The organism is Nostoc sp. KVJ20, from assembly GCF_001712795.1.
In the GTDB taxonomy this organism is placed as follows: domain Bacteria; phylum Cyanobacteriota; class Cyanobacteriia; order Cyanobacteriales; family Nostocaceae; genus Nostoc.
Map to the genome: position 1 here is coordinate 17,799 of NZ_KV757604.1, position 19,516 is coordinate 37,314.

At 41.9% G+C, this 19,516-nt stretch carries 9 protein-coding genes; all 9 read right to left on the bottom strand.

Annotated elements, in window-relative coordinates; genetic code table 11:
* Window positions 1-95: 95 nt before the first annotated feature.
* Complete coding sequence (locus A4S05_RS12615) at window positions 96-4,307, bottom strand: FG-GAP-like repeat-containing protein (RefSeq protein ID WP_176726992.1); 4,212 nt, start codon at window positions 4,305-4,307, stop codon at window positions 96-98.
* Window positions 4,308-4,788: 481 nt separating this feature from the next.
* Window positions 4,789-9,249 carry a DUF4347 domain-containing protein gene (locus tag A4S05_RS12620; RefSeq protein ID WP_069070174.1) on the bottom strand — a complete coding sequence of 1,487 codons (4,461 nt, stop codon included), beginning with the start codon at window positions 9,247-9,249 and terminating at the stop codon, window positions 4,789-4,791.
* Between the two features lie 1,001 nt (window positions 9,250-10,250).
* Window positions 10,251-11,483 (bottom strand): histidine phosphatase family protein, encoded by a 1,233-nt coding sequence (locus tag A4S05_RS12625; RefSeq protein WP_256090955.1) that lies wholly within the window; start codon window positions 11,481-11,483, stop codon window positions 10,251-10,253.
* A complete protein-coding gene (locus A4S05_RS12630) occupies window positions 11,467-13,317 on the bottom strand; it encodes an ABC transporter ATP-binding protein (RefSeq protein ID WP_069070176.1) in 1,851 nt (616 codons plus the stop codon). The genes A4S05_RS12625 and A4S05_RS12630 overlap by 17 nt, the downstream gene beginning before the upstream one ends.
* Before the next feature lie 71 nt (window positions 13,318-13,388).
* On the bottom strand, window positions 13,389-14,375 hold the full coding sequence (locus tag A4S05_RS12635; RefSeq protein ID WP_069070177.1) for a glycosyltransferase family 2 protein: 987 nt from the start codon (window positions 14,373-14,375) through the stop codon (window positions 13,389-13,391).
* A gap of 447 nt (window positions 14,376-14,822) precedes the next feature.
* On the bottom strand, window positions 14,823-16,034 hold the full coding sequence (locus tag A4S05_RS12645) for a glycosyltransferase (RefSeq protein ID WP_069070179.1): 1,212 nt from the start codon (window positions 16,032-16,034) through the stop codon (window positions 14,823-14,825).
* Between the two features lie 109 nt (window positions 16,035-16,143).
* Window positions 16,144-17,331 (bottom strand): glycosyltransferase family protein, encoded by a 1,188-nt coding sequence (locus tag A4S05_RS12650; protein ID WP_069070180.1) that lies wholly within the window; start codon window positions 17,329-17,331, stop codon window positions 16,144-16,146.
* A 193-nt stretch (window positions 17,332-17,524) separates the two neighbouring features.
* Window positions 17,525-18,772 (bottom strand): glycosyltransferase family protein, encoded by a 1,248-nt coding sequence (locus tag A4S05_RS12655; RefSeq protein WP_176726993.1) that lies wholly within the window; start codon window positions 18,770-18,772, stop codon window positions 17,525-17,527.
* A gap of 543 nt (window positions 18,773-19,315) precedes the next feature.
* Window positions 19,316-19,516, bottom strand: a 201-nt coding sequence (locus tag A4S05_RS42580) for a hypothetical protein (protein WP_218107946.1), incomplete at its 5' end; no start/stop codon positions are given.

The following is a 19,516-nucleotide window of genomic DNA, read 5'->3' on the forward strand; positions in this document are numbered from 1 at the left end:
TTAGTATGCCCAAAATGCCGTTTAATTTCCTGTTGCCTGTTGCCTATTAACTGCCTACGCAAATCAGTTCAAAAATCAAAGCATATTCCTATATTTTACTCAGTAATGAAATGACTAGCGTTTAAATTTGATGCCATAATTCCAGTTAACAAAGCAAAATTAACGTTACCAGAAATCACCTTAATCAAAGTATCATTGCCGCTTTGAGTAATAGACAAACCTGAGTAGGTTAAACCACCTGATAAAGAAATCAAATCTTCATTAATGTTGAAATCTTTGATAGTATCTCTACCTTCACCTTTGACAATCACAAAGATATCATTACCTCCGCCTCCTGTGAGATTATCAGTACCAAAACCACCATAAATGCGATCGTTTCCTAGCCCGCCAACAATCACATCATTACTAGCAAAACCAAAAATAAGATCGTCTGAGCTAGTTCCCTGCAAGGGGTTATCAGCCTTAGATGTACCAGTGATAATGCTATTAATTTGGTTGCCACTTTTAATGTTAACGACATCAATATCATCAGGATTGATAACGCTATATTTGGTATCACTACTAACTGCTTTGGCAGTAATAATTTGGTAAATAGTGTTGTCATCTGCAACACCATCATCAACACCTGTAACCGTGATGATTTGGGGCGTATTCCAGTTAGCTGCGGTAAAGGTAACGCTAGAGACTGAAACAGTACCTTCATTCACATTGGAACTACTAAAACTTAAGGTGACATCAGCAGTGGGTTGGGTATCGAGTTGAATACTGAAGTTAGCTGTGCCACCAGCTTCGGTAGTTACAAGTGAAGTGGCAGGAGAGATAGTAATACCCGCTTTGTCGTCGTCAGTAATCGTACCAATACCTTGGTTATCAGCAATGGTGGCATTGGTGGGGTTTGTGAGATTGATGAAAAAGCGCTCACTGGATTCGGCAATAAAATCATCGAGAATCGGCACTGTGATTGTTTGAGTGGTAACTCCAGGGTTGAAAGTGAGGGTTCCTGTGGCTGGGGTGTAATCAATGCCAGCGATCGCAGTATCATTACTAGTGTTGTAATCAACTGTGATTATGTCAATGCTGGCATTGGAGAGTTGGACAGTAAAAGAGAAGTTACCAATGCTTTCGCTACCACTTTTATTTGCGATGGAGATAGTGGGTGAATTGTCATCGTTAACTATAGTAACTGAAGCTGGATTGGTAACAGGAGTTAACTGATTCGGATGACTCAGTGTCAGATTAATGGTTTCATCAACTTCAGTGACCTTTTCACCCAGAACATTAAATGTAATAGCCTTTGTTGTTTCTCCAGCAGCAAAGATTACAGTTCCAGATACAGCACTTGTTACACCCGCAACCTTAATGGTGTTGTAATCACTGCCAAAAGTTGCCGTGCCATCCAAGGCATAATTTATGGTACTGGCAACAGCAGTATCGCCACTGCGGGTCACTGTGAAAGTAACAGTTTGGCTACCACTATTACCTTCAGTCACAGTTGGTGTAGTAGTTGAAATGGTGTAATTGAGATTTGTCGGAGGAACAAAATTAGTGCCTCCAATGTGATTTAATGGTTGACTAGCAAAGTTTCCAGGTGAAGTGTTAGCAGCATTACCTAATGAAAAATTTGGCGCTGTGCCAGCGATCAAACTTGCTACCCAATCCGAGGCTGTTGAACCTGTAGTGTCACCTGAACGCCCTACATATCCGGCAATAAATGAGGTGTCAACAACTGTGGCATTCGTTGGAACTGAACCAGCAGAATTTCTTCTAAATACAATCGAGCCGTATGCTTTGTCTGTAGTTCCCCCATCTAAAACCGAAACTGAATCAAGCACAGTCCAATTTGAGTAAGTAGCACCATCAGCAATACCATCGTCATTCGAGTCAATATCATTGCTAAGGTTAGGTGCAGTAGTAGTTTGAATCAAAAAGAAATTAACAGACGCATTTTCGATGTCAGTTGCATTCGTCTGACCAATGTGACCGAGTGAACTTGAAGCCCCACTTCCCCATCCGGCTCCAGTTCCAGCATTAGTTACTACATTTGCACCAGAGTTAACTGTATAACTATTGCCTTTTTGCAGAAGAACTAGCAACCCATTGCTACCAAACTGCTTACCAGACAAATCAAAAATATCTTGAACATTGCCGGGGTTAGAGGAGCCAGAATCACCCTCAACAGCAACGAAATAAGTTCCAGGTGCTAGAATCGCACCCGGAGTACCACGCAGTTCGATATATTCTTTCGAGGTATCTGTACTTGGAGGATCAAACAGAATTTCGTTGATAAGTATCGGTTGGGGGGGGACAGGTTCATAAGTTTCATCCTCAGCAGATACCAGCGAAACGTTTTTAGATTCGCTGTTTGCCACTGCCAAGTCAGATTTACCATCCTTGTTGAAATCACCTACAGTAAGAGAATAGGGTTTTGTCCCCACGACAAAGTTCGTGGCAATTCCAAACCCACCATTGCCATCTCCCAGTAGCACTGAAACCGTGTCTGAGCCTGCATTTGCCACTGCTAGGTCAGAGTTACCGTCATTATCGAAGTCAATCACTGTAACAGATGCAGGATTTAACCCCACATCAAAGTTAGTAGCAATTCCAAAGCCGCCAGCACCATTACCCAAGAGTATTGAGACATTGTTAGAGTCCGAATTTGCCACCGCCAAATCCAATTTGTTGTCTTTATTGAAATCGCCTACAACTACAGAATTAGGATTTGTTCCCACATCAAATTGAGTGGCTGAGTTAAAAGTGCCGTCACCGTTTCCCAACAATATTGAGACGTTATTGAAGTAAGAACTCGTCACCGCTAGGTCAGATTTTCCATCCCCGTTGAAGTCGCTTACTGTGACGAAACTAGGACGGCTGGGAACTTTAAAGTTTTTGGCAGTTCCAAAACCACCAGTACCATTTCCCAACAGCACTGAAATATTTTGGGAAGCGTTGTTTACCGTTACTATGTCAGATTTTCCATCTTTGTTGAAGTCGCCCACTGCAATAGATATGGGTGCTGAGGCTGACTCCAAAGCAAAATTCACAGCATTCTGAAAGCTGCCATCACCCTTGCCAAGCAGCACCGAAATGTTATTTGACAGATTGTTTGCCGTTACCAAATCCAATTTCCCATCTTTGTTGAAGTCGGCTACAGCAACAGAAGAAGGACTTAAGCCATTGAACCCGACCACACTAAAATTGCTAGCAGACTTAAAAGTGCCATTACCATTTCCCAAAAGTACCGAAACGCTTTGAGAGGACTTGTTTGCCGTTACCAAATCGGTATTACCGTCTTTGTCAAAGTCGCCAACAACAATAGAGTAGGGTCTTAATCCCACACTGAAAGTGTTAGGTATAATTGAAATACTAGCAATTTCCGTATCACTACTGTAAGCTGTTGTTCCTCCACCAACGCCGGGGACTACGTTAGTAGCACCACTTATGTTGCCGTCTGAAGTATCCCAAGCGCGAAAAGCGAATTCTGCTGTGCCCTTGTAGCCAGAGTTGGGGACAAAACGAATTTTTCCTGTATCTCTGAGCAATGTAGCAGAACTATCGGATACAACAAAATTAATCCAGTTGCCACCGTCATTTGTCGAGTATTGCCAAGTACCGTTGGTATTATCTACACCAATGACGGCAATTCCTTCTACTGCACCTGTGTCAGGATCGGTAATGGGGTTGTCACCTGCGCCTGTAGCAAGGATGGCGGAAATTAAAGTGCCTGAGTTATTGATGTCAGTTACGTCTTGAGCAATGGCAGCCAGTCTGGGATTACCGGTGTTGTTCAGTGTTGGCGCTGTGTTGGAGGCTAAAATTGAGTCGTAAGCCATCACAACCTTTGATGCCAAGGCTAAATCTGACTCAATTTCTCCAATGTTCACTTCTAAATCCCAGTCGCCTCCCAATTCGGCATTACCTGTAATGTCATCAGAGGCAGCCACATCTGCGCCTGTGATTTGGCTCAAAAGCTGCACAAAAGTTTGATCAAAAGATGCCACGTTGCAACCGTAAAGCAGGATGTCGGCATCCTCAGTTAAATAATTTCTCCACTGTTGCAACTGATTTGTATAGGAGTTCAAATTGTTGACATTGAGTAAGGTTGCCCCTAATTGCAAACTTCCGCTACTGCCGTGGGAGATAATTTGAACTGATTGGTATTTGCCACCCTGCAAAGCTTGAGTGATTTGTTCTACTCCATCCCTAGCGGAGTCAAGGATTACTATACTAGTGCCTGGTTTGATGCCAGCAATCAAGCTTTCGTAGTCGATAACTGCTTGATCAATAAAAATAATATTTTGATTTGACATTTGTAATTCCTCAGTAAAATTAATTTGCGTTTTAGAAGTTTTATTTTCTGACAGTTGCACTCTGATTATTAGACCCGCCTTGAAAATACGGAGTAGGGAGCAGATATCAGTCATACAGTGCTGAATATCCGCTTCCATAGCTAAATTGAATCGGTAGTTATAACGTTTGTTTTGAGATCAAAAAACAATATGATAAGTAAGTACAAAAATACGCTAAAAATACTATATTTTCTACTGTATTATTACTGCGATCGCTCAAATATCTTGAAAATTAAATTTTAGAGTTTAGTGATAAACTAAAATACTTTTAATTTCCATATCTAAATTAGTCAACGTCTTGTAGGATAAACTTTTTAGCAGTCAAATTCCTACAGTTAAAATTTTTAAAAGCTAATTATGTAATTTTCTTAATATAAAAAATTGATAAAGCCGATTGATTTAGCTCAATCGGCTAAAGTTGCTGTATTGGTGTCTGGCTGTACTAGTAAGTAATGAAATTGCTAGTGTTTAAAGTTGATGCCGTAATTCCAGTTAACAAAGCAAGACTTTCGTTATTGGCAGTAACCTTAATTAAGGTATCGTTGCCGCTTTGAGTAATAGACAAACCTGAGTAGAGCAAACCACCTGATAAGGCAATCAAATCTTCACTAATGTTGAAGTCTTTGATAGTATCTCTACCTTCGCCTTTGGCAAGGACAAAAATATCATTACCTGCACTTCCTGTAAGATTATCAGCACCCAAACCGCCGTAAAGTTGATCGTTTCCTTCTCCACCAACAATTACATCATTACCAGCAAAGCCAAAAATCAGATCGTCTGAGCTAGTTCCCTGCAACGGGTTATCAGCTTTGGATGTACCAGTGATAATGCTATTAATTTGATTGCCATTTTTAATGTTGACGACATCAATATCGATAGGGTTGAGATTGTTATAATTGGCATCACCACTAACTGCTGCGCTAGTAATGATTTGGTAAGCAATATTGTCATCTGCAACACCATCATCAATACCTGTAACGGTGATGATTTGGGGCGTATTCCAGTTAGCTGCGGTAAATGTCACGCTAGAAACTGAAACAGTACCTTCATTCACCTTGGAACTACTCAAATTGAAGGCGACATCAGCAGTGGGTTGGCTAGTGAGTTGGATATTGAAGTTAGCAGTACCACCAGCTTCGGTAGTTACTAGTCCGATGGCAGGAGAGATGCTAAAACCTGCCGTATCGTCGTTAGTAATCTTACCAAGAGCTTGATTATCGCCAATACTGGCATTGGTGGGGTTGGTGAGATTGACAAAAAACTGCTCAGTTGATTCGTCAATGAAATCATCGAGAATCGGTATCGTGATTGTTTGAGTGGTAATTCCAGGGTTGAAAGTGATGGTTCCTGTGAGTGGGGTGTAATCAACGCCAGCGATCGCAGTATCATTACTAGTGTTGTAATCAACTGTAATTACGTCACTGCTGGCACTGGAGAGTTTAACGGTAAAAACAAGATTGCCACTATCTTCCTTGCCGCTTTTATCTGCGATGGAGATGGTGGGTTGGGTGTCATCATTAATTATGGTGATTGTAGCTGGTGCGATCGCAACTGTTTGGTTAGGATAACTCAGGTTAAGATTAATGGTTTCGTCAGCCTCAGTGACCTTATCGCCTACAACGTTTAATGTGATAGCCTTTGTTGTTTCCCCGGCGGCGAATTTTATAATCCCAGATGAACTACCTGTGACACCTGCAACCTTAATACTTTTGTAATCACTGTTAAAAGTTGCCGTGCCATCCAGAACATAATTTACGCTAGTAGCAACGCCAGTATCACCACTACGAGTAACAGTGAAAGTCACCGTTTTGCTACCACTATTACCTTCAGTCACAGTTTGACTAGCAGGTGAAATGGCGTAATCTACATTAGCCGTAGGAGCAAAATTAGTATCCCCAATGTGATTTAACGCTTGACTGGCAAAGCTTGCAGGTGATGTGTTAGCAGCAGTACCTAATGTGAAATTGGGCGCTGTGCCAGTAACTAGACTTGCTACCCAATCCGAGGCTGTTGAACCGATAGTGTCACCTGAACGCCCTACATATCCGGCTGTAAATGAGGTGTTAACAACTGTGGCATTCGTTGGAACTGAACCACCAGAACCTTTTTTAAATACAATCGAGCCGTATGCTTTGTCTGTGGTTCCCCCATCTAAAACGGAAACGGAATCCAACACAGTCCAATTTGAGTAAGTATCACCATCAGCAATACCATCGTTATCCAAGTCAATATCATTGCTTAAGGTAGGTGCAGTATTAGTTTGAATCAGAAAAAAGCTAACAGACCCACTTTCGATGTCGGTTGTTCCACCAGTGTGACCGATTGAACTTGAGGTTCCGTTGCCCCATCCGGCTCCACTCCCGGTATTAGTTATTACATTTGCACCAGGCTTGGCTACATAAGTACTGCCTTTTTGCAGAAGAACTAGCAACCCAGTAGTACCAAACTGCTTACCAGACAAATCAAAAATATCTTGAACATTACCAGGATTAGTACCAGAATCACCCTCAATGCCAACTAAATAAGTTCCAGCTGCTAGAGTCGCAGCGAAAGTGCCACGCAGTTCGATATATTCTTTCGGGTTATCTGTACTTGGAGGGTCAAACAGAATTTCGTTGATGAGTGTTGGTTTAGAGAAATCATCATTAATGATGTCTACTTGAACTGAACTGGTGGTAATTGTGGAACTTGCAGGCGCAGATGTGAGATTAGGATTACTTAGAGTAACAATAATGTTTTCATCAAGTTCAACTGTATAGTCACCCAAAACATCGAGTGTAATTGTCTTTGTTGTTTCCCCAACTCCAAAGTTTAAAGTCCCCGATGAAGCAGTTCCTCCATTTGTAACTTGAATATTGTTATAGTCACTCTCTAAAATTGCTGTACCACTCAAGGCATAATCTACCGTACTCGCCACGCCAATACCACCACTGCGGGTGATGGTAAAGGTAGCAGATTGAGTACCGCTATTACCTTCAGTTAAAGGTGGGGTGGTGGTGGAAATTGCGTATTCAATGGAATCGTTAGCAGCAATATTCAGAGTAGTTTCAGTGATTGTTCCTGGAATAGCCCCCGTCAGTGTGCCGAAATTGAGTACAACCGTTTCGGCATTTTCAGGTAAATCGTCTGGTTGAATGGTGAAAGTTACTAGTTTGGTTAAATTTGAACCTGCTGCCCCAGCACTAAAAGTAAGACTAGCGGGTGAAAATGTGTAATCGTTGCCACTAGTAGCGGTGCTACTGTTGTTGATAACAATGGGAACTGTGACATCAATGTTGGGAATAGCGTCTAAAGTAACGGCAATAGTTACCTCAGTAGCAGTACTACCTTCTGTAGTGTTGTAGATAGCAGCACCAAAGTCAACTTTTGGGGGTACAGTAGTATTGTCTAGCACTGAAACGTTATTGGAGCTTGAGTTAGCCACTACTAAGTCCAAGTCGTTGTCTTTGTCAAAGTCCCCTGCTGCTACGGAATTGGGAGTGCTTCCCACGCCAAAATTGCTGGCAGTTCCAAAGCTACCAGCCCCATTGCCCAACAGCACTGAAATGTTGTTGGATAAATAGTTAGTCACAGCTAAATCAGATTTGCTGTCTTTGTCGAAGTCACCCACTATCAAGGAAATGGGATTGTCTCCCACGCTAAAATTGCTGGCAGTCCCAAAGCTACCACTACCATTGCCCAACAGAACTGAAACGTTGTTGGAGCCATAATTAGCTGTGGCTAAGTCAAGGTTACCATCTTTGTTGAAGTCTCCCACTACCACGGAATTGGGAGTGCTTCCCACGTCAAAATTGGTGGCAGCCCCAAAGCTACCATTGCCATTACCCAACACAACTGAAATGTTGTTGGAGCCATAATTAGCTGTGGCTAAGTCAAGGTTACCATCTTTGTTAAAGTCTCCAACTGTCAAGGAAATGGGACTGGTTGATGCGTTAAATGTGATAGCAATATCAAAACCACCACTACCATTACCCAATAACACTGAAACTTTGTTAGAGCCAAAGTTAGCTACCACTAAGTCAGAGTTGCCGTCTTTGTTGAAGTCTTCTACTGCCAAATAACGGGGAGAGCTTTCCACGTTAAAGTTGCTGGCAACCCCAAAACTACCACTGCCATTGCCTAAAAGCAGTGAAACGCTGTTGGAGCTAGAGTTAGCTGTGGCTAAATCAAGGTTACCATCTTTGTTGAAATCTCCCACTGTCACGGAATTAGGACTGTTTCCGACGCCAAAGTTGGCAGCAGCCTCAAAACCACCACTGCCATTGCCTAACAGCACTGAAACGTTGTTGGAGTCAAAGTTAGCCACAGCTAAGTCAAGGTTACCATCTTCGTCGAAGTCACCCACTGTCACAGAAGAGGGATTGGTTCCAACGCCAAAGTTGCTGGCAGTTGCAAACGATAAGGGTAAAATTGAGCGGTAAGCCTTCATTGTCTCTGGTGTCAAGGCTAAATCTGACTCAATTTCGCCAACCTTGACTTCTAAATCCCAGTCACCCCCCAATTCGGAATTCCCTGTAATGTCATTAGAGGCAGCCACATCTGCGCCTGTGATTTCGCTCAAATGTTGCACAAAAGTTTGATCAAAAGATGCCACATTGCAACCATAGAGCAGAATGTCGGCATCCTCAGTTAAATAATTTCTCCACTGCTGCAATTGATTGGTGTAGGAGTTCAAATTGTTGACATTGAGTAAGGTTGCCCCTAATTGCAAACTTCCGCTACTGCCGTGGGAAATAATTTGAACTGATTGGTAGTTCCCACCATGCAAAGCTTGAGTGATTTGTTCTACTCCATCTTGATTTGAGTCAAGGATTACTACACTAGTATCTGGTTGGATGCCAGCAATCAAGCTTTCATAGTTGATAACTGCTTGATCGATAAAGACAATATTTTGATTTGGCATTTGTAATTCCTCAATAAAATTGTTTTGGTATTTAGAAGTTGTTTTTTCTTGGATTTACACGATGATTTTTGTTAGTAAGTAAAATTTAGCAACTCAAAGATTATGAATAAATGAAAACAGTACTAAACAGGAAGCGAATGCTTAAACATACGCTTCTATACCTCAATTCAATCGGTAATTGGAACCTCTTTTTATTGAGTGAAAATAGAAAAGTTAATTTGAGAACTTAGTAATCAAAAACTACGCAAGCCATTACAAAACTATGCTAAAAATATCATAGCTGCTATAGTATTATTACTTAATTAACTAAGCTCGGCTTTATCTAATTACGCGGCATAAACGGCAATGTCCCGCAAACGTTCAAACAAAGGGCGGGGTACTTTTATAGCCGTAGCCACATAGGTTAGGACATTTTGAAAACCCCAAGGCTAGGAATAGTAATACTTTTACCTCCTGCCTCCTGCCTCCTGCCTTCTGCCTCCTGCTATACCATCTCAAAGGATTCATGGGACATTGAAAAAGTGCTAGCCCACAAAAATCGCCGCACTAAAGCCAGTGCATCTGAAAATGTTGGCAAATATTTGGAGTACCAAATAGTTTGTCGAACTTGCAACTGAAAATCATTTTGTAAATGGTATAGGAATCCGCTTTGATTTATGAACGGATTTGCGTAGACAGGCAATAGGCAATAGGCAATAGGCAGCAGGCAACAGTCAAGAAGGCTTCTTAGTTGTACTGAGTTTTTTCAGAAATCAAATATGAGTCCTATATGCCAAGTTGGCTGGTTATTAGCGATCGCTTCCACTTCTTTCAAACAAAATCTTGACTTGTTCTTTTAAAATTTTCAAAATTTTGAGTTCAGAACCTCGAAGTTGAGCCTTTTAACCTGAACGTTAAGCTTTTTAACTAATGACCAATGACCAATGACAAATGACCAATGACAAATGACCAATGACAAATGACCAATGATCAATGACAAATGACCAATGATCAATGACAAATTAAGTAATATTCATAGCTTGCAATACAGGGAAAGGGCTTTTTAGAGGATAGTAAACAACGCTCAGAGTGTCGGGGATTAGTTGCAAACACTGTAGTGAAGTGTCCAAGAGGTGAGTCAGCATATTTTCGATGATGGAGGGACAAGCAACTACTAATCCGGTTGTGGGACGGCTTAAATCTATTTCATTTGATGGCACTACGGCGCGTTTAGATAACAGGTTTTGCTGCCAGATGGCGGGAAAATCTTGGCGCAGTACTTGAAGTTGCACGGTTTTTGGATGATATTTAAGCAGTTGTTCGGCGTTTTGTTGAGAACTATCCAAATCACTGCTAAGACTGAAATCTATTGGTACTGTCTGAAGGCGTTCAGCTAGTTGATGAATTAAATGTGGCGCTGTACCTGTGACTGGTACTAGAAGTAGACGCAGACCTTGTTTGCCGTTTTTCAGCTTGGGGATGACTTCACTTAAATGGGTGGTAATATTCATTGCCTCCAGTTTCCCTTGCTGTTCACCAGGTGTAGGAAAATTCAGGATGTTAATACCGCAGTTTGATTGCTGGAGGACATGGTATTGCTCAGATTTCATCGCGATCGCAGTACTAATTAATGACCGAATTGTGCCACTGTGGCTGACAATTAAAATAGTCTTACCAACATGGCGCGGTAAAATTTCCTGCCAGAATTGCTGGGCGCGATCGTACAAATCTAGTACCGGGAAGCATTGCTGCACAGATGTGGCAACTGCTACGCCACCTTTTCTTAATCGCATTTCTGGCTGCGGTTCTGCCATCTGAAACTCATGGGGTCGCTCGTTCCAGCAGTGATAATCTGCCGCAAAGTGTTCTTGTACGTATTTGTATGTCAGCCCTTGCCATTTGGGGATATCGATTTCTTTGAGATGGGAAGATGTGAAGATTCTCTTTTTCTCTTCTACTTCCATCCCTTCGAGAATTTCAACTGTAGTTTCCTGGACTCGCCGGAGAGGACTTGTATAAATTGCATCTAATTCCGTTCCTCTCAGAGCAACACCAGTTTGGTAAGCATCGCTGCGTCCCTTTTCAGTCAACACTGAATCATCGCAACTTCCTTGATAACGCTTTTGGGCATTGTAAGTACTCTGACCGTGACGCACTAAAATTACGCGGGTTGAGTCAATTTTGGATTTTAGATTTTGGATTTTGGATTGGGGATTTTCCTTGTCTCTCAGTCCCCAATCATTTTTCAACTGCATATACATCATCCTCCTGAGAATTTACCGCAGATTTCAATGCATACATTGCGCTGTAATGTTCACCTAAGCGCAACAATTCTTTGTGTGTACCTTGCTCTAAAATCTGTCCGTCTTCGATGTAGAGAATTAAATCGGCTTGTTCAACGGCTCTAAGATTATGAGAAACTACAAAAGTGGTGCATTTCTGAGTCAAGCGATCGAGTGCTTCATTGACAGCGTGTTCGTTTTCGTTGTCTAAGCCAGTGGTCGGCTCATCCAAAATTACAATCGCAGCTTGACGAATAGCAGCACGAGCAATGGAAATTCTTTGCCGTTGTCCTCCCGAAAGTGTCGCCCCTCTTTCACCCAAAATAGTCTCGTAGCCTTCGGGTAGCGCCATGATAAAATCGTGGGCATTTGCCAGACGCGCAGCTTGTTCAATTGCTTGGTCTGAAGCCCCTAAAAAACCGTAGGCAATATTATCTTTGATACTTGCAGCAAATAAAAAGCTCTCTTGTAATACCACACTAATTTGTTGACGGATAGATTGCACCTTGTATTCGCGCAGGTCGTGACCATCAACTAATATTCGCCCTTCTAATGGGTCATAAAGTCGCAACAGCAAACTTACTAAGGTGGATTTTCCGCCACCAGACGGCCCCACTAAAGCAACGTGTTGACCAGGTTGCACTTCAAAGTTGATGTTGTGTAAAATTCTTTTGGTCGGTTCGTAGGCAAAGGTGACATTTTCAAAACGCAGGCCTCCCAACAAAGGCGGTGCATCCACTGCTCCCCGCGAATCGCGGATTTCGGGTACTGTATCCAGCACATCCAAGATGCGCTCGCCGGAAGCGGTAGCTTTAGCGATTTGCCCGGTGTATTTGGCAAGTTGCCGCATCGGCTTAAAAGCAATCCTGAGATAGTTGACAAATACGAGCAAATCCCCTGGTGTGATTACCTTTGCCAATACTAGCTGCACACCCCGCCATAACACCAAGGCAGTGGCAATGCCTACTAGTAGTTCCACCATGCGTTCTAAACCGGCTGCGAGTTTTTGCGCCTTGGCACTTTCCTTTAAGCTTTGGCGATTATGACCGGAAAAAGTACTCTCCAGCATATTTTGCAGAGAGAGGGCTTGAACAACTTTGATTGCGCCGATGGATTCCGCCGCCGTTGCTGCCATTGCACCTTCCCGTTGACGTTGCGATCGCACTACTTGCCGAATGCGTTTTGTCAAGCGCGTGGTGAAGAAAATAAATAAGGGAAACACGGCGACGGCAATCAGCGCTAGTTCCCAATGTAGCCAGAACATGACACAAATCATCCCCACTAAGGTGAGGGAATGGGCAATTAGGGGTAATACTGCCATCACCGTCACCTCCCGCAGTCGTTCAATATCGGAGGTAACGCGAGTAATTAAATCGCCGGTTTTAGCTTTGTGGTGAAATGATAAAGATAGATTTTGGAGATGACTGTAAAGGTCAGAACGAATCTCAGTTAATACATTACTAGCTGCCAGCGCCATGCCCACCACACTGAAGTAAGCAGCAGTAGCGCGAAGTAAAGCGATCGCAACTAACCCTAACGTCAAACCTGTTAATAGGGCAAACGAGCTAAGTCCTGAAAGTAGGGGAATACCCAAAGACTGAGGCCCAAAGCCAGCTACAAGGATGTAATCAAAAATGAACTTTAGCGGCCAGGGTTCCAGCAGGTGCAAGAAAATCTCAGCCATCAGTGCCACAAAAGACACGATTAGCAGCGCCTTTTGTTTGCTCAACTGGGGCGAAAACCGTTGCAAAATCCTTACAATTCCTGGTAACGCAGCCCTTAGACTTTTAGGATCTCGATGCGCCATATCATACCAACCAATTCTCCAAAACCCATACTAAAACTGACTTTCAAAAATTACGAATTACGAATTACGAATTACGAATTACGAAAATAGCGATCGCTAATGTAGTGATTTAATTTTCTTTCAAGAGCGATCGCTATTTTCTCCAGCCACAGGGGATTTTGCCCAAAGGTGAGACGGCTTAACAACGGCTTCAAAAATCCTTGATGGCGACGATGCCCCATCCGCTTATAGCGCTTCTTAAAATACTTGTCATTCATTGTCAAATTCCACTTTGCACAAAAGTGTTCTAAACTGGCAATTTCCCAAGCATTACTCCAGCGCAACATAAAGAATGCTAGTTCTGACAATTCAAACTTTAGTCCTGGTACATAAGTAACTACCGAAGCCGGTTCACAGTAAAATGTACCTCCTGCCTCAGCTACTTTTAGACAAAAATCGATGTGTTCTCGCGTACTCAGGAATCCCTCATCTAACAGCCCGATTTGCCCAAAAATCTCGGTGCGAACTAACATACAGTGAAACTCGGCAAACTCGCATTGTGTACGATGAAGTTGATCCTGCACCTCAGCAACTTTCCGATTTACAAAGTAATGTTTTTCATGCACTCGTCGCTTGACTCCAGTCTCCTGTATCTCTAGAACAATATGAGCTTCACCACCTGCCAAATGTACTGTTTCCCCCAAAGGCTGGCCAATGCAAGTTAGCGGACAGACTACAGTTGCGTTTGTTTCTTTAGCGCATTCAAGTAAGGAGTTGAGCCAGCCTGGACTGACAATTACATCGTTGTCAACAAATACTAAATACTCGCTATTAACTTGTTGTAAACCCAAGTTGCGGGCTTGGTTAGGTGAAAGATAGTGTTCTGTGCGGATTAATTGGAATCCTTTTGTTTGGGATTGTTCTTGGAGGTAGTGCTGGATGTGCCGAGGTGAATTGCCATCTATATAAACTAGGGAGAAAGGTAGTTGAGTATGTTCGTAAATGCTTTCTAACGATTCGCGGGTGTAGCTGAATCGCTCACGCTGGGAAACAATTATAGTGATTTGCGGTTTGTTCATAGTTAAAATCTAGAGTTTCTGCATACTGTACGCCGTTTACCCCACCCTAACCCTCCCCTTGTAAAGGGGAGGGAACAAGATTTTCCGGTTTCCCACAAACTTCTATTAAATCGGGGGTAAAAACCTTGCCTCGCAAAGGGGAGGGAACAAGATTTTCCAGTTTCCCACAAAGTTCTATTAAATCGGGGGTAAAAACCTTGCCTTGCAAAGGGGAGGGAACAAGATTTTCCAGTTTCCCCTTTCCCACAAAGTTCTATTAAATCGGGGGTAAAAACTTTGCCTCGCAAACGGGAGGGAACAAGATTTTCCGGTTTCCCCCCTTTACAAGGGGGGATTAAGGGGGGTAATTCGACTTGTATGTACGCCGACAAGGGAAGGGGAGCAAGAATCAAAGCCTCAAAGGTGCAAGTCAATGCAACAAAGTTGCAGATCATTGTTAGGAAGGGACTACACGAAAGATATTTCGCCTAACAAAGCTGCATCAGATATCCCTAAGACTCGTTCGTAAACATTCATCCAGTTTTGATATTCTACTGATGGGGCAAGCTGTTGAGTTACTTTTGTCTTGGCTTTTGCACCCAACTTTTGCCGCAGTTCTGGTTGAGTTGCCAGATATCGGATTGCAGCAATTAATTCCTCTGTACTGCCGGGGTTGATAAGTAAACCGTCTACACCATCTTCTATGATTTCTGCGATCGCATCTACACGAGTACCAATTATTGCTCGACTCGCTAGCATTGCTTCCAACAGGGCATTGGGACAACCCTCATTCAGCGAGGGAATCGCAAAAATATCTAAATGTGGTAAATAAGCCAAAGCCTCTTGGCGACTGGTAATTCCAGTGATGCGGAGGCGATGACCAATTTCACTTTGCTGGATTTGTTGCTGCCAATATTCTTGTTCTTTATCAACAAAATCACCTATTAATAATAGTGTCAAATCTAACTCTTTACCCAACTCGGCACAGGCATCAAGGAGAAATTCAATCCCCTTCTTATCTCGGAATCTTCCCGATGAACCGATAACAATACCTGGTAATTCCTTAACTAAAGACGGGGTGGGGAATTGCTCAAAGTCGATAGGTGCGATGGAATTCCAGAAAGCTGATGATTTTAACTTTACACTAGGAGTAATAACACTAGCTCTTTTGAGCAAGTCACGGCTGACAAATGTCACCCAATCAGAATTCTCTAAAATCCATGCTATCTGAGCATGATTCTTAGGATTAAAAATATGTTTGTGCAAGTCGCTACCGCGAACACTATTGATTACCGGAACATCATTTTCTCTAGCTAAAAGCGTCGTTACATAACCTGCTTCATTTAGAAAGAAGGCGTGAAACAAATCAAAGTTATGCTTTTGATGTAGACATTTGAGTTGAAAATAAACATCACTAAAAAAATCTTGGATTTCTGTTGTTTGAGTACGAACGGCTGACTTAATGCGATGTACAAACACACCATCTTGAAGCATTGATGTGCAACTTGCGCGTCTGCGACTTCCATCAGAAACTAGCCGTTGTTTAGAGCGAAAAACTGCAATATGAACTTCATAGCCGCTATCACTTAGCATCTTGGCAATCCGATGCACTGATTCGCCAACTCCGCCAATATCGGGTGGATATTCGAGTGTAGTAATACAAATTTTTGTTTTATTCATGATTCAAGCTTTCTGTGAATTTATCAAACAGAATTCTGACTCCTGAATTCTAACTCCTGAATTCTGACTCCTGAATTCTGACTCCTGACTCCTGACTCCTGCCTCCTTCTCATGCAACTTGTTGCTTAAATGCTAGAGCTTTTAAAACAGTTGCAGTTTTTTCAACTCCATTAGAATCAAAGCTAATTTTATTAGGTTTCTCTTTCAGGTAATGAATAATATTAATAGCTAAGTAATCTGGTTTCAAATCATTAGGATTGATAAACTTGACAATTCCTAAATTACTTAACTTTTCGGCTCTAATAGTTTGTTCTCGATCCTGGTTGCCTGTAAAGGGAAGAATCATGGCTCGTACACCTGTAGTTAGAACATTCATTGTGGTGTTATAGCCAGACATATTTATCGAAAGGTCTGCTTTTTTCATGTAATTTAGCAAGTAAGGAGTATAGCGTCGAATGTGGATATTCTTGCTAAATTTTGCCATTGCTTGCAGTTCCTTAAATTTGGCATCGGGGATAAATGGCCCGGTAAAAACCTGAATATTGTGCGGCAATGATTTCTCTAAGAAAGGGGCTGTGTTCACTACACATTCAAGTAATTCATGACCAAATCTCCCACCGCCTACGCTGACTAAAATCAGGGGTTTATCTGATTTAATAATTTCTCGATCTTCATCAGTAAGCGCAGGATTTGTTGGTGGTTCTTGTACGACATATCCGGTGTAATATACTTCACATTTGAGGTCATCAACTCTAGAAAATGTTTCTTCTAGTGGAACTAATTCTGGGTCGCCGTGAACCAGCAACATATCAAAATATTTGTTGATTAAGTTACATACTTTTTCTTCGTGCTTTGCCTGTTTCTCTGGTTTAGCAACTACAATATCTCGCAAACTAGAAACGACTTTCGTTGAGTTTCCATTTAATTTTGCTCTTTCTAATAAGGGAATTAATTCAAAAGAGAAGCGTCTTCTCCCAAAAGGGAATAACTCAACTATTAAAATATCAGGATGGAATTGGTCAAATATTTCCAAAAGTCGATTTTTTCTAATTTCCTTCACTTCTGTGAGATTCAAGCCATCATCTACTACTTGCAGTTCTGTAAATTCTGCGTCAGTTTTAATTGCAGGTAGGTTGATGACTTCGACACCAGCAGGAATTTCAAATCCTTGAATTATTTCACCGCCATTAATAAAACAAATTTGGAAGTCTTGGGTTAAACCGCGCACAATTTCTCGGCTGCGAACTAGATGCCCCATACCTAAAATATGTTGGCAGTAGAACATAATACGTTTCATAATCCTTTCACCTATTTAAATAATTTTAGATTTTAGATTTTAGATTTTGGATTGTCAAATATTTAATGGTAATTCCTTGTTGGCGAGTATTCGAGTTCGCGTCTTGATTCTGACTCCTGAATTTTTCTTCAAGAGTTTGCATAAAACAAACAAAGTAAAATAAAAAGTGATTTAGGGGTTTTTTAATTTTTAGTTAACCAAGTTTTGCAATCATCATTAATTCTGGTAACTGTTCCGGGGACTTGTAACAAAATGGAATCACGCTCTTTTTTTTTGCAAGTAAGGCAGAAATGTATTGGCTAATTTTGGGCAATCCATCCAGATTAATTGTGGGAAAAGAAATCTGCGGAGTTTGGAGTTGTTGTAACAGCGATCGCAGTAATATATCTGGAGTCAGATCATTTGGATGAATCGCTGCCAAAATCCCCAACTTTGACAAGTGTTCTGCACGGATGCACTGTTCTCGTGATGGCTTAATTCTGGGTACTACTACAGCCGGCTTACCCGCTGAGAGAATCTCGCAAGTTGTGTTGTAGCCTCCCATTGCTACCACCGCATCTGCGGCGGCGATGTAACTCATCAAATCATCGGTAAATTCGCCTATTTGCACTTGGGGATATGCTGCTGCTTTTTGTTGCAGTGAGGCTTGGTGTTCTAAAGGCATTTCTGGGCCACATATAATTAAACTTCGGAATTTATAGGAATCTGGCAACAATACCAAACTCGATAAATATGTGTCAATTAACCTATAACCATCTTCGCCACCACCCGGCGTAACTAAAATAAGTTGTTCTTCTGGACTTAATCGCAACTCGCTGCGGATGAGATTTGGACTTTTACGCCCCAGTTCTGTGCGGATGTAACCACAAAACTGTACCTTCTGGGCAACCATTGGCGGTAGTTGATATTCTTGGCAGATGTCGAAAATTTCGGGAGTGCCAACGACAAGCACGCGATCGTAAAATCTATGTATTGCTTCATTGTTACCGTGCTTTTGCCATTCTGGAATCGTCACATCTGGATGATCTAAAATGTCGCGCAGCAGGAGAATTAGGGAAGTTTCCGGCAACTTTATTTTTAGATATTCGATAGCCGCTTTTAATTCATTACGGATACCATAAGGCTTTTTGTCTACTAGAAATATATCAGGTTTAAAATTAGCGATCGCAGATAAAATTAACTCTGAGCGGAATTTCACTGTTTCATCGATTTCTGTCCCTAGATACTTGACAGACATTTCACCTGACATTCCCCGATTTAAGCAGGGTAGTTTAATATAATCGAGTCTTTTCGGGAGACGAAAGCTGTGCAGCATCGGCGAACCAGAAATCACCAGAATAGAAAGTTCTGGAATCGAATCAAGTAAGTGGGTGCATATTGCCAGCATTCTGCGAATATTACCGAGACCGAAGCCATCGTGGGAATATACCATCAGTCTCATGGTTAAATGTCCCTAAGTTATTCAGTGAATGGATGCCGAACTAATTAAAAGCTTCCCAAGCTTACATGAGTCTTTTATGAAACTTCTATGAGAAAATTCTCATCATTCTTTTGTCAAAATTGAAGAATAATTCTGACTTCTGCATACTTCTTCAATTCCGATTGCGTAATGGCAGTATAAGTCAATTCTGGGTGTGGAAATGCGATCGCCCAAATTCCCTAGTTTTTTGTAACAATCGTGTAATATATTTGACAAAAAAGGCGTAAAAGTTTTAGTTTGGAAGCAGCGTATGTCGTTCATCGACACCACTCGCCCGAATCTTGAAAACCGCATAACTTCGTTGACTGGTGTCGATTGCTTACACAGCAAGGCTTTCAAGCTGTGAAATGCATCGGTTATTGACAATTATTCGGGAGTTATTGACACTAAAAAAAGTGGTGTCGATTAGGGGGTCTGAAACCCGCTTCTGACAAGGCTTCCAGAAGTGAACTCTTTACGATCACATCGCCCCGAAAGGGGATGGAAACACAAATAATATCAAACCTATAAAAATTTTCCTCCACCCTCTTTACGATCACATCGCCCCGAAAGGGGATGGAAACCAACCTTAAGAAAGATTAAATGATAATTAAAAGGAACCTTTACGATCACATCGCCCCGAAAGGGGATGGAAACGTTTAATATTTTTGTTGCCAGTAAAAAACGAAACCACTTTACGATCGCATCGCCCCTCACGGGGATGGG

What these genes read in the sequence shown, in the direction of transcription:
- A4S05_RS12615 (WP_176726992.1), bottom strand. Translation starts at nt 4,307, where the DNA reads ATGTCAAATCAAAATATTATTTTTATTGATCAAGCAGTTATCGACTAC.
- A4S05_RS12620 (WP_069070174.1), bottom strand. Translation starts at nt 9,249, where the DNA reads ATGCCAAATCAAAATATTGTCTTTATCGATCAAGCAGTTATCAACTAT.
- A4S05_RS12625 (WP_256090955.1), bottom strand. Translation starts at nt 11,483, where the DNA reads ATGCAGTTGAAAAATGATTGGGGACTGAGAGACAAGGAAAATCCCCAA.
- A4S05_RS12630 (WP_069070176.1), bottom strand. Translation starts at nt 13,317, where the DNA reads ATGGCGCATCGAGATCCTAAAAGTCTAAGGGCTGCGTTACCAGGAATT.
- A4S05_RS12635 (WP_069070177.1), bottom strand. Translation starts at nt 14,375, where the DNA reads ATGAACAAACCGCAAATCACTATAATTGTTTCCCAGCGTGAGCGATTC.
- A4S05_RS12645 (WP_069070179.1), bottom strand. Translation starts at nt 16,034, where the DNA reads ATGAATAAAACAAAAATTTGTATTACTACACTCGAATATCCACCCGAT.
- A4S05_RS12650 (WP_069070180.1), bottom strand. Translation starts at nt 17,331, where the DNA reads ATGAAACGTATTATGTTCTACTGCCAACATATTTTAGGTATGGGGCAT.
- A4S05_RS12655 (WP_176726993.1), bottom strand. Translation starts at nt 18,772, where the DNA reads ATGAGACTGATGGTATATTCCCACGATGGCTTCGGTCTCGGTAATATT.